The following is a 12,593-nucleotide window of genomic DNA, read 5'->3' as shown; positions in this document are numbered from 1 at the left end:
AATTTCTAAATCCTAATTTCTAATGTCGAATAAAATATCAAAATGCGAATATCTCATTTCCAAATCAATTTCAAATATCAAAAGCAAAATTTTCATTTTTTCTTTGATGTAATAATGATCGATGAGAATATTAAATTGAGTTCAAGGGCTTTTTTCCACAGATTTCTTGCATTGTCTTTACAATCTGCTGATGCTTTTGAGATCATTCTCATCACAGTATTTAGATTCTCCTGATTTCGTCATTTATTATAGCCATATTTTTCCATGTATTTGATTGCATCGTAGAGGAATTCATTATAAGGAACCGAAATATGATGTTTCTTTGCTCGTTGTATGATCGCACCTGTTATGTAGTCGAGTTCTGTTTTTTTGCCTTTTTTGATGTCCTGGTACATTGAAGAGTAGTTGTGATACTGATGCAGCCGGTCGATCGTTTTGATGACCTTATCCCGCGGAACCTGATAGCCCTCTTTTTCAGCAACAGCAAGCACTTCGTCGATCACTCTTTCAACAAGTCCTCTGATCTCAGGTTTGGAAAGCATAAATGAGCGGATCTGCAGTAAAGCTGTGAGAGGGTTCACAAATGCATTGATAGAAAGTTTGAGCCACTCTTCTGATTTGATATTATCAGAAATCCTTGTAGCGAAACTGCTTTTTTTAAAGATGTCATAAACCTTCTGAGCCGAGGGTGTATTTTCAAGAACGACCTTGCCCCAGGAAGTACGTACTTCACCGGGTCGTATAATCTCTGCTCCGATACCGGTCACAGCACGAATGATTTCATTTGGAAGTATATTCTCAACTTCTTCTTTAACTCCGATCCCGTTCTGTATCAGCATAAAAACTGTATCCTTTTTAACAATGGAAGCCAGATCAGTAAACACTGTTTTTACATCGTATGCCTTGGTAGTTACAAGTATAAGTGAATTCTCAGGAATTATTTTTAACTCTCTTGTAGTGAGCACATTACTCATGAGGGTCTGAAAACCGGAAAGGAGAATGCCATTCTTCTGGATGACCTTAAAATGATCCTTGAGATGATGTCCTTTCTTGCCCACGAGTGTAACATTATATTCTCGTGAGATCGCAGCCGCAAGATAGGTTCCGATCGCACCGGCACCGATTATGATGATATTCATGAAAGCTCCTTTAATCGGAAAATGATACGTTGTAATGATTCATTAAGGATTTTTTTGTTATCATAACTTTCAATGATCTTCTGTAATTGTTTTTCGGAATATTTCTTCATTTCGCGAATTCGCTGTGTCATGAGAGGGACAGTACGAATTATGTTGTCAATAATTGATATCTGGGCTTTCTTTGGTGTTCGTGATAGGGGATTGAGGTCGACAGTTATGACCTTTTTGCCTGATGCAACAAGCGCTTCGGTACGATCACCGTCCTCAAGTGGAACAAATACGACATCTGCTATGTATATGCCTTTTTTAGATACAATTCTACGTTCACTTTGGAGTTCTTGAATCTGGACAGTCTCATCATCTCCAATGCCCAGCACTTCTTTTGCACCGTGTTCAACCATATGCTTGAGAAGTGCATCCTCACGCTCTTTTGTACGATAAAAGAGATTGATCTCCATTGGCATTTGCGCAGTTTCACTCAATTCCACAACGTCATCCGGGCAGAGTGCTGCAACATTTCCATTGAGAGAAAATACCGGGTGTTCGGCAAGAAGTATCATGGCGCAAGCAGCTTCAATCGCTTTTTCTGCAAAGGGTTGTGTTTTTTCACCTAAAAGGTAATCGAAACATTCACCTCTACCCTGTGCGATAAGCCCGGCTTTGGCAACAAGCCCGTTATCAAAACCGTCGATGAGACGCTCTCGAATATGCATTGATCTTGCGCGCGGATGAGAATCCGGAATGTTAAATTTCATGGGGACCTCCTGTGCTGATCTTCGATACATAGGTTGTTCCGAATTCTTTTAACAAATCGTGCAGCTTATGAGAATCATTACCAGTTTGAATACTGAAAACACTCTCTCCGAACAAAGGCATGCTGCATATAAATCCTTTATGTTTCATCTTTTGTATGATCTCCGTAACATGCTTTGTCATGATATCAAGTTTTTGAACAAACCATTGTGAACGTTCGAGAAAGTGGTCTACAGAAGGTTCTTTTAGCAGATCAATAACACATTGCTTTCCGTACTTGAGGACCTTTTCCATAAGCGTTTTATCGGTTAATGCCTTCTGTGTCTGATACGGACCAAAATACAGTATGATGACATCATAATCCTTGTCAAGAGGAACTTTTTCGACTTTACCGAAACCCGGACCACCAAATTCAACACGAATCTCAAGTCCTCCGGCAATCTCAGCCATGACGGTTCCCAATCCACCTTTATTCTCGACATCTGCAATATGAGCATGTTTGTAGCATTCTTCATCTGAAATATCGATTCCGCATGCATTTCTCAGGGCAATTGCTGTACTGAGTGCTCCGCTTCCGCTTGTACCGAAACCTGCGCTGACAGGCATCTCCATTGTATGAGCGATCTCAATTTTGTACTTCCGGCTTGAATATTTCTCAAGAAATGATTGAACAAGCCAGTTTGTAAGCAGTGCATCAGTGGGTTGACCATTCATGAAAACGGAAATTTCGATTTGTGATGAAGGAGTAACCTCAACAAATGTTGTTGTACCACGGGATAGGTTTACACCAGCTCCCAGAGAACTGCTTCGAAGAGGATCAGTATCAATATGGGAATAAAAGAAGCCCGTGATATGATTTGGAGCCCAAGCTTGCGACGTTCTGAGATCATTCATTGGATAGATTCTTTGTGTCCTCAACAAAAGCCGATGTTAGCTCTTTCAAATCCGTAAGCCGTTTTCTCAACTGCTTGAGCGCTCTCTTACTTTCATAGCTTTCCATATCGATCTGAACATTATCTTTTGAAGAAATATCTTCAACAGTCCGGAGTGCTTTTTTTGCACCTTTGATCTTGAACTTCTTTTCATAGAGCAAATACTGGATCTTTTTTAGAAGCTCGATATCCTTCTGCGTATAACGTCTGTTGGAGCCTTCTTTGCGCTTTGGGTTGAGTTGAGGGAACTGCGTTTCCCAGAATCTCAATACGTGCGGTTTAACATCCAGAATATTACACACTTCGCTCATGGTGTAGTAGTATTTTGTTTTTTGAAATCTAATAGTCATCGTACTCTCTTCATAACAAATAATGGTAAGATTATCGAAATTATTATGATTACGACACTGAACCAGAAACAGATCGGAGCAAAAATATATCCGAATTTCACGAATATCGTTTTTGCATTTCCCTGTCGCACAGTCAGTGTGCTTGTTATATTTATTTTCTCGTAAACATCGGTTTTTATAACAGTTTCTCCCTTTGGATTAATAACATAAGAGATTCCTGTATTTGCTGCTCGAATGAGTGGAAGACGCGTTTCAACAGCCCGCATCTTAGTATTATTAGCATGCTCATGGGGGAGGACGGTGTTTTTAAACCATGCATCATTTGTGATCACCACAAGCACATCCGATCCTTTCTTAGCATACCTGCGTGAAATCTCAGGGAAAACACCTTCAAAGCAGATCATGAGTGAAAATTTCAGATTGTTAATCATATAAAGGGGATATTCAGTTCCGAATTCAAAGTTCGCCTGTCCAAACTGGAGTTTTTCAAGGATGGGGAATGTGCTCAGGAGGGGTATCCTTTCACCAAAAGGTACAAGCCTGATCTTATTGTATTTTTCATGATATGTGCCGCTGGTATCAATCAGTGTTGCACTATTGTAGTATTTATATTTCCGTTTGTCGTTTATAATCTCAACTGAATAATCGGGGAAACCAACAAGGAGATCGATCTTATTTTCCTGAGCGAATTTCTGTATCCTTCTCTTGAAGGTGTATTCATGAAGAAGATTTGTGGGTATTGCAGATTCGGGTAGAATTACTATGTCGACTTCATTCACCTGCGCAAGAATGCGTACCTGGTTTTCATACTCATCAACGGTGGGAACAAGGTTTTCCGGTTTCCATTTATCTTCCTGCATAATATTGAGTTGTACGATCCCGATCTTCAGATCAGTGCTTCTTAGTTTTATGGTCTTATCCCGAAAAATGCCGTAACCAAACCAGAAAGAGAAAATAATAAGTAATATTATCAGATTCTTCGATTTTCTATTGAAAACCTTGAACAAGAAGACGTTGACAACCAATACAAGAAGACTCAATCCGTATATTCCTAAGATGTCTGCTGCCTGGATCAAAAGGTAATAGTTTGATAGTGAATAGCCAACGTTGAGCCAAGGGAAATTCAAGGATCCAAGCGTCAGTAAATATTCGAATCCTACCCATATTACGGGGAAAAGCCAGAGAAAAATCTTAGGAAAACTTTCGTGAACTTTACGAAGAAAGACAGAGAGAACAGAAAAGTAAAGAGGAAAAGCAATAAGCAGTCCGACGAATGCAATAAGTTTTACATTAAATACCGCATATAGCGTAATAAGTGTTATAAAAAGTCCAAAAAGAAAACCAAATATGAAGGCCTGTTTTGGTGTTGCTTTGGTGATGAAATAAAGGTAGGGAACAAAGGCGAATAAACAGAGAAATCCCACTCCGATATCAATGAACGACAGACCGAAAAGCAAGCTTGCAAGAAGAACGAGTATGAAATTTTTCATAAATTTTTCTTTTGATAAATTTTTTTACAACTCGTATTTTGCATAAAAAATTTGTAAAGTAATTCTTAAGAAAAAAAGATTATATGGCTAATTATCAAGTAGTTGGAATAAATAGAGTTTGTTGCCATCCAGAATGCAAACTGTTTTGGAAAATACAATTATTGCTTTAGGTTTGATGTTCGGGATCAGTTCAGTTATATTACCCAAATGTAGTTGAACATCTGACGTTCTTCTGGCAACATAGAGTTCGGCGTTCGCATCAATATAGTAATAGAAATCCTTGGTTGATGTGATATCTACTACAGGATTCTTTGGTGATATTTCATGCAGTAAACCGCCAAATCCGTCGATCATGAAAATCGTATTATTGCCCGTATCTTGAATATAATTTACATCCAGAGACGCAGATATTTTCTTGGGATCGTCAAGATAGAATTTCCCGAATTTAAATCTTATACTATTTTGTTTTATATAACAAAAAACCTGGTTCGAAGAGCTGTCATAGATGAGAAGTTCACCTGTATCCAGAACTGCAATGAGTTCGGGATCTGTCATGTCCATCGGAGAGAATGAGTTAACGAATTGACCAAAATCATCAAATTGAACTACAATATTTATTACATCATCAACCACGAATATATTTCCAAAACTATCAACAGCAAAATCGGAAATATGAACAAACTGACCAGCATCAAATCCGAATTCACCTATGCGTTGCAGTATTTTCCCCTTTTCATCAATACGATAGAGCATGTTCTTTGTTTTATCGAGTACAACAAAAGTATGAGTATAATTACAATATCTTATTTTTCGGGGTTGAACAGGTAATATAATGACCGATTGCATTAATGATGAGTGAGTAATTCCACTGGGTAGGGGTTTTTTGTCTGAAATTTTCAGATTGGAACACGAAATAAGTGAGAATATCAATAGGATTATTACTATACTTCTCATCGAACCTGTGTTCATGTTATTGTGACGGGCGAATATCCTTCAGTTTACCCTGTATCTTAGAAATATTCTGCCAGTTATTTTCTTCAAGAGAATAGGCAATATCGATGCGGGAACCTTTTTTGAGGAAAGGTACAAGATCACCCATGTTGAAACCGATCAGATCGAGGGTTTTCTCGTTCTGCAATGCTTTGATTTTAAGATGGTTCATGCCGACTGTGTATGGATAACCAACGACCATGACATTTGAACTCATAAAGATCGGGTTCATATTTTTCGGTCCAAAGGGTGCGAACATTTTCAGCCATTTGATAAGTTCATCATCTATCTGCTGGAGGTTGATTTCATCAACAACGCTGATCTGCGGCTGTATCTCTTTTTCAGATAAAATTTCACGTGCGTATTCATTTAGTTTTTCGTCCAGGATATCGATGTATTCTGGCAGAATCGTGAGTCCTGCAGCATATTTATGACCGCCAAAGCTGATGAGAAAATCTTCAAAATTCGAGAGACAGTCGAAGATATTGAAATTCTGGATGCTTCTGCCTGAACCGCTCCCTTCACCTTCTGAAAGCGTTATAAGTATTGTCGGTCGGTTGTATTTTTCAACGATCTTAGAAGCAACGATTCCGATTACACCCGGATGCCACTCTTCCGCAGCAAGTACAATGAAATAGGTGTTATTCATGTCAGGATATTTAGCTTCAATCATATCGCAGGCAGTCTTGAAAGTATCCTGATCGATCTTCTGGCGTTTGTAGTTTTCGGAGTCTATCGAAAGGGCGAGATTCTTTGCATGCTCCGGCGTTGTGGCGGTCATGAGCTCGACTGCTCTGTCTGCACTTCCCATACGGCCTGCAGCATTTATGCGGGGTGCGAGCTTGAAAACAATATCACTGGATTTCAGCACGACTTTTTTCAGTCCCGAAAGATTAAGCAGGTAGTTGATGCCCATGTTCTTTCTTTTCTGGAGCCGTTCTATACCAAGACGGGCGATGATCCTGTTTTCACCTGTAAGAGGTACGATGTCAGCAATCGTTCCCAGTCCTGCAAGATCACAGTACCGTTCGATCGCATCCAATCCATCTTTACCACCTTTTATGAAGATAGCAGTCAGAAGCTTGAGCGCAATTCCTGCACCTGAAAGTTCGGAATAGGGGTATGTTGAATCCTTTAATTTGGGATCGATGATGGCATATGCTTCGGGTATCACTTCTTTGGGAGTATGATGGTCGGTTACGATCACATCGATGCCATCATTATTGAGGTCAGCGATCTCATCAACAGCATTAATACCGCAATCCACCGTAATGATAAGCTGTGCCTGCATGGATTCAATTGCCTTATTGCCTGTCAATGATAAGCCATACCCCTCGATCATTCTATTTGGGATATAGAAATCGACATTTGCTTCGAGTTCCCGGAGTCCCATCAGGAGGATCGATGTTGCAGTAGTACCGTCCACATCATAATCGCCATAGATAACGATCTTTTCTTTTTCTTCGACAGCGTGGAGAATGCGTTCTACGGCTTTATCCATATCCTTGAAGAGGAAGGGATCATGAAGGTCTTCAATCGATGGATTAAAAAAAACCTGAGCTTTTTCCGGTGTATCTATACCATGAAGGGCGAGTAATTTTGCGATGACTGGAGGACAGCTTAACTCAGTAGCGAGTGTATCGAGCACCTGCTGATCAATCTCAGCTGCTTCTTTGATCCATTTCTTTCTCATCGATTCTCCAAACCAAATATGCGGAAGATAATAATAAGCCGAATTCTGTCTCCTGAAGTACAAGTTCAGGACGACGATCATTTATCTTACTCAGACTTCACAGTATTTTCCGAAGAAAATTCACAGTCTTTTCTGTGACTGAGTTCTGCGGTCTACCCGAGAGTATGACGAATGGAGCAGTTCGTATCCGCCTAAGGCGAATTTCTCTTCTATTTGACCTTGCACCAATAAGGTTTACCGAGCTGCTGATGTCACCATTAGCACTGGTGGTCTCTTACACCGCCTTTTCACCCTTATCCGCCAGCTGGCGGACGGTTTCTTTTCTGTGGCACTTTCTTTCCATCACTGGAACTACGTATTACGTAGTATTGCGCTCCTGGTGTTCGGACTTTCCTTCCCCCCGAATCATCGGGAGGGTGATCGTCTGATTATCTTCTGCACTATTTAGGTGCTATTATTATTCTTGAACAATTTTCGCAGGTAATGATCCTGTCATTTTTTGACACTTCAACGATGATCTGGGGACGTACCCGGAAATGACAGCCATTGCATGTTCCATCTTCGCTGAGTGTAACCACTGCTTTACCGTTTCCGTGCTGAATAAGGCGTTGATACCTGCGAAAGAGAAGATCCGGTATTTCTTTGGAAAGAGTAAGTTTTTCAGCTTCCAGTTCATCAACCTTTTTTTGAAGTTCAGCAACCTGTTTATCTATCTTTCCTTTTTCTACTTCAAAGATCTTCTGATCTTTTTCAAACAACTCTTCAAATTTTTTCTTCTCATCTCTGAGAACAGATTCCTCTTCCATGAATTCAATTAGCTGCTCTTCGATCTCAGCATTCTTTTCTTTCCGGTGTGTGATCTCAGCATTGAGTGCTTTGTACTCTTTGTTCGTTTTTACAGAGAGGAGTTGATTCTCATATTTATTAATATCCTGATTATTGGATGTGATGTCAAGCTCCAGTTTCTTCTGCTGCATGATGTTCTGTTCAAGCCGCTGTGTGATATTCTTAACCGATTCCTGTTCGGAACTGTATTTTTCTTCCAATTCCTGCACGACTTTTGGCAAACGCTCGATCTCCTTTGAATTCTGTAGTATCTTATCATCGAGTTCCTGCAGATTTTTTAAAATCTTGATCTCTTTAAGCATGTCTTACTCCTAAAGGATTGTGAAAATATATAATAACAAAAAAGGCACTTATGAATTTCATAAATGCCTTGTAATTTATATCTTGTGGTGCTAATTTTTCACACAATATTTTGAAGCCCATTTTTGCCGGACTCCCACTAATTTTTCCCGCTGCACATATACTATTCTTTTCCATAAACGTAGGAGTAACAATGCCGTTGCATGTAAATTATTGTCAAATTTTTATGGATTAATAGTAAACATTTGGTCAGAATTATATGGAATCCCAGTTTAATAAATATCACTTTATAGAAAATAATAATATTTGAAGATGAAATAATAAGAATCCCCTCTTGAGAGGGGTGATCCGCCAGCTGGCGGATCGGGGTGTGTTATTGCTTACTTATATAATTCTGTATTGAATCAATCACATCATTAAGATTTTTTAATATATCGGTTGCTTTGAAACGCAATACATTCAGCCCTAATGATTCTAATCTAAGTTGCCTTATAATATCATTTTCCCCTTTATCTAAATGTACAGAACCATCTACCTCGATAACTAATTTGAGTTCTGGACAATAAAAGTCAACTATGTATCTATCTATTGGTTTTTGCCGATGAAAATCAAAACCGAGTTTCTTTCCTTTTAGTTGATTCCAAAGTAGTACTTCAGGTAAGGTCATATTTTTCCGAAGTTTCTTTGCTAAATTTTTTAATTTGGGATCATAATGAAGTATCATAATAAGTCTCCTTTTTAGTTTACACACCTCCCGGCTAAAGCCGGACTCCTCTCAAGAGGAGATTTTTTGGTTTTTTTCACATCTAAGTATTTTTTTCTCATCATTTTAGATTTCTTTATACCTTCGCATTGAAACAAATCTATTTGATGAATCATGATTATTCAAGTTTAATTACTTTTGATACTGCTTGATAAGTATCATCTTTCATCCTGACAAAATACACTCCAGCTCCGATTTCTTTCCCATGTATATCTCTCCCATCCCACTCAACGCTAAATCCTAAATCCAAATCTCTGAATCCTAACTCCCTAACCACTTGCCCTTTGATATTATAGATAGTAATTTGTGGGTCTTTCAATGAAAAATTATGATTATTAAACGATATTGTACAGTAATCTTTTATCGGGTTTGGATATATATTTATTGAAATAATATTTTGTTGATTGTTTGGATCATCTATTGAATATACCTGCCCTAATGAATCGGTCTTATTCAATACAATGCGATCTCCCCAATCTTCTGTTGCTACACAAAGGAATCCACCTTCTGGGGTTCTTTGAAGGTTTTTATCACCACCACCGTATACATCCCCTGTAAGAGGTTCATTCCATAACAAAGATGAAATACTATTTATTTTTACAAGCTTCCCACCTTGAAGCACATATCCGTCGTCAACCTCAACTAATGACAAGACTATATACAAGATATTTTGAGCATATGTTTTTGTCCAAAGAGTATCCCCAAGTGTATTAATTAATCCTATAAATGCTCCATTCATGTAATCAGATTTTGACTCATCAATCCTTCCCCCCATTATTATATTACCATCATGAGTCTCTCTTATACATCTTCCCATATCATGTCCACCGAGTCCATTAAAAGTTCTCGTCCACAAAGAATCACCAAGAGAATCAGTCTTTACAACTAAAACATTATAATTATCATAATCAACTCCTGTTAATACGTAATCTCCATTACTACATTCATCAACCGAATAAGCAATACTTGTTCCACAGTCTATTACTTTCGTCCATATCGTTGTTCCATCTTCGGTTATCTTTCTCAATGCAGCGTTATAATCAGATCTACCTGCAAGTATAATATTGCCATCCTGTGTATTATGCATTGAGAATACACCGAGATCATTAACGTATGGTAAAGCCTATAATTTATTTCCTTCAGAATCTCTTTTTATGATATATCGACCTCCAACATAATCTTGTAATCCAATTGTTAAAAAACCTCCATCAGTCGTCTCAACAAATTCGACAGAATATCCGTTATAGTTCATAAAATCCACACTATCTTTAGAAGCCCACAGCATATTCCCATCTTTATCTGTTTTTATCAAAAATCCCCAATTTTCATAATAAAAATCATCGTAGAGTTCAAAGCTGCCACTTACTACATATCCGCTATCTTGTGTGACTATCACATCCTCTACCCAATATTTATCATCCATGTATGGTTGCTGGAATGGTCTGTAGGTCTTTACCCATGTGTCTGCAGCTGAGAGTTGGATGGAAAATGTGAACAGCAAAAAAATAAAAAAGATGAAATAAGTTTTATAATTCATGGTTACCTCCTTAACTAAATAGGTTTTTATAATTCTTAATTATTTTTTGATGGATCATGTTCCTGGATGAGCATTTTGCCGAGAAAACTTTTCTTGAGGGAGACTGCATGCTCGGGGCATATTTCTATGCAGCACATGCAGAGGATACATTTTTGCGGATCAATTTTTGGCGCACGGTCTTTTTCTTCCAGAGTAAGGGCTTTACCGGGGCAGAATTTCACGCATGCTTGGCACTGCACACATTTTTGGGGCTCGAAGAAAGGGATGGTCCAGAAGAAGCGTTTCACGAAACCTTTAAGCGGTACTGAGAGCAGGTTGAGAATTCTGTTTTTTCTTTTAGTCGCCTGGATATTGCAGTGCGGAAGTACAAAACCTTTGTCAAAATCACTGGAAAGATGAAATTCGTTAAAATCCAATCCTTCCCGCTCTGCAGCAATGCGTGTAATGGGTACTTTTTCAGGTTTGTATCCCATGAATTTGCTTGCAAAGTAATCAACTGCAATGGCATTTTTGCTCCCGAGCAGAATATCAAATTTTTTCACATCTCCTGTTGATGGTCCATCGCCATCCATACCGATGATTCCGTCGATCAGGTTAAATACAACCTTATCTTTTATGATCTCGTAAATATCTACAACGAATTCTGCAAATTTGGTTGGATTTGGAGCAAGACGGTGCAGATTGGATTTCGCAAGCCCGGGAATGATTCCGTAAAAGTTCTTGATGGCACCGGTGTACAAGGTGTACATATGGGTTTTCAATTTTGCAAGATTGATGATCGCTTCTGCATCGATAAATGCCTTATTCACAGTGTATTTCACTTTTTTATTGAACGTGTAGATACCATTCCTAAAAGGATTTATTAATTGTATTCCATACTGCTTTGAAAGATTCTCCATTCCGGTCAGCTGATATGCTCTCACCACGCTAACAGTACCGCCGGGATTGTCCATAAGTGATATCTTAATATGATTGTCCTTTAGAATTTCGATTACAGCTGCAACGAAGTTGCTGTGCGTAGTAATAGCTCTTTCCGGAGGATATGCTCCAAGCAGATTTGGTTTAAGAAGGATTGAATTGATTGATTTTAGGTTTGGATAAAATTCAGTTTCCGAGAAAATGGAATCAATAACTTTTTTTACTTTTGGGATGTCATAGGATGAACATTTTTTTGCAATTACAGTAACCATAGTATTCCTTTACTGTGTGGTTTTCACTGGAAAGAACATTCCACCGCTTGGGACGATGTAGCAAGAGAAGTTCTTACCTTCTTTATTAATAATGAATTCGAGGGCTTTCTCAATCGATTCAACTGGAGTAAAATGTACTGATCTTACCAATTCGGGATTCATCTCACTGAGAACGAGTATGTCAGCTTTTTTCAAGAGTCTTCCTGTTGCAAAAGCTCGATGACCACCTATCTGGATTTTTTTTTGATCTACAATAAGCAACTCATCGATTGTAGCAGCATTCTTCAGTTGTTTTTCCATCTCGTCCTGTTCGATATTGAACCTGCATTCCGCAATAAGTACGATTGTTCCACCTGGTTTTACAAGGTCTATTGTCGCATTCAATGATTTCTGTGATTGGTAGAAATTCTGGTCCTTAGGATATCCACCGCTTGAAACGAAAACTGAATCTGCTTTCTGAGAAAATTTTACCGAACTCTTATCCCTAAAATATTTCACCCCTGCACGAAATGATTCATCAAGAGCTCCTGCAAAACATTCGACTAATTCTTTTTTATCATTAAGAATTGCCTGGAGCGTAAAATCGACACCGACCTTAGCAGCAGCTTCC

At 38.6% G+C, this 12,593-nt stretch carries 13 protein-coding genes and 1 other RNA gene; all 14 read right to left on the bottom strand.

Annotation, left to right across the window (positions count from 1 at the left end; translation table 11 throughout):
- Positions 1 to 239: 239 nt before the first annotated feature.
- Entirely contained in the window at positions 240 to 1,139 is a 900-nt protein-coding gene (locus JW794_06425; protein MBN2017741.1) for a 2-dehydropantoate 2-reductase, read from the bottom strand.
- Positions 1,136 to 1,894 carry a phosphopantothenate/pantothenate synthetase gene (locus JW794_06420; GenBank protein ID MBN2017740.1) on the bottom strand — a complete coding sequence of 253 codons (759 nt, stop codon included), beginning with the start codon at positions 1,892 to 1,894 and terminating at the stop codon, positions 1,136 to 1,138. Before JW794_06420 ends, JW794_06425 begins: the two co-directional genes overlap by 4 nt.
- The gene (locus JW794_06415) at positions 1,884 to 2,786 is read right to left on the bottom strand and encodes a hypothetical protein (protein ID MBN2017739.1); all 903 of its coding nucleotides are present in this window, start codon (positions 2,784 to 2,786) and stop codon (positions 1,884 to 1,886) included. The genes JW794_06420 and JW794_06415 overlap by 11 nt, the downstream gene beginning before the upstream one ends.
- Positions 2,779 to 3,174 carry a MerR family transcriptional regulator gene (locus JW794_06410; protein ID MBN2017738.1) on the bottom strand — a complete coding sequence of 132 codons (396 nt, stop codon included), beginning with the start codon at positions 3,172 to 3,174 and terminating at the stop codon, positions 2,779 to 2,781. The genes JW794_06415 and JW794_06410 overlap by 8 nt, the downstream gene beginning before the upstream one ends.
- On the bottom strand, positions 3,171 to 4,664 hold the full coding sequence (gene lnt / locus JW794_06405; protein ID MBN2017737.1) for an apolipoprotein N-acyltransferase: 1,494 nt from the start codon (positions 4,662 to 4,664) through the stop codon (positions 3,171 to 3,173). The genes JW794_06410 and lnt overlap by 4 nt, the downstream gene beginning before the upstream one ends.
- A gap of 87 nt (positions 4,665 to 4,751) precedes the next feature.
- Complete coding sequence (locus JW794_06400) at positions 4,752 to 5,633, bottom strand: 6-bladed beta-propeller (GenBank protein MBN2017736.1); 882 nt, start codon at positions 5,631 to 5,633, stop codon at positions 4,752 to 4,754.
- Position 5,634: 1 nt separating this feature from the next.
- Positions 5,635 to 7,347: a single-stranded-DNA-specific exonuclease RecJ gene (gene recJ, locus JW794_06395; protein ID MBN2017735.1), complete on the bottom strand. Its 1,713-nt coding sequence runs from the start codon at positions 7,345 to 7,347 to the stop codon at positions 5,635 to 5,637.
- A 19-nt stretch (positions 7,348 to 7,366) separates the two neighbouring features.
- Positions 7,367 to 7,783, bottom strand: an RNA gene (gene rnpB / locus JW794_06390) — RNase P RNA component class A.
- Between the two features lie 4 nt (positions 7,784 to 7,787).
- Entirely contained in the window at positions 7,788 to 8,495 is a 708-nt protein-coding gene (locus JW794_06385; protein ID MBN2017734.1) for a hypothetical protein, read from the bottom strand.
- A 371-nt stretch (positions 8,496 to 8,866) separates the two neighbouring features.
- Complete coding sequence (locus JW794_06380; GenBank protein ID MBN2017733.1) at positions 8,867 to 9,217, bottom strand: endonuclease domain-containing protein; 351 nt, start codon at positions 9,215 to 9,217, stop codon at positions 8,867 to 8,869.
- 157 nt (positions 9,218 to 9,374) lie between these two features.
- Entirely contained in the window at positions 9,375 to 10,343 is a 969-nt protein-coding gene (locus JW794_06375; protein ID MBN2017732.1) for a T9SS type A sorting domain-containing protein, read from the bottom strand.
- A 36-nt stretch (positions 10,344 to 10,379) separates the two neighbouring features.
- Positions 10,380 to 10,793: a hypothetical protein gene (locus JW794_06370; protein ID MBN2017731.1), complete on the bottom strand. Its 414-nt coding sequence runs from the start codon at positions 10,791 to 10,793 to the stop codon at positions 10,380 to 10,382.
- A 35-nt stretch (positions 10,794 to 10,828) separates the two neighbouring features.
- The gene (locus tag JW794_06365; protein MBN2017730.1) at positions 10,829 to 11,983 is read right to left on the bottom strand and encodes a DUF362 domain-containing protein; all 1,155 of its coding nucleotides are present in this window, start codon (positions 11,981 to 11,983) and stop codon (positions 10,829 to 10,831) included.
- Between the two features lie 9 nt (positions 11,984 to 11,992).
- On the bottom strand, positions 11,993 to 12,593 hold a 601-nt coding region (locus tag JW794_06360), incomplete at its 5' end, for a hypothetical protein (GenBank protein MBN2017729.1).

Source organism: Candidatus Cloacimonadota bacterium (genome assembly GCA_016932035.1).
Taxonomy (GTDB): Bacteria; Cloacimonadota; Cloacimonadia; order JGIOTU-2; family JGIOTU-2; genus Celaenobacter.
Note: the sequence above shows the minus strand (reverse complement) of the source record. Positions and strands in the feature narration are given on the sequence as shown.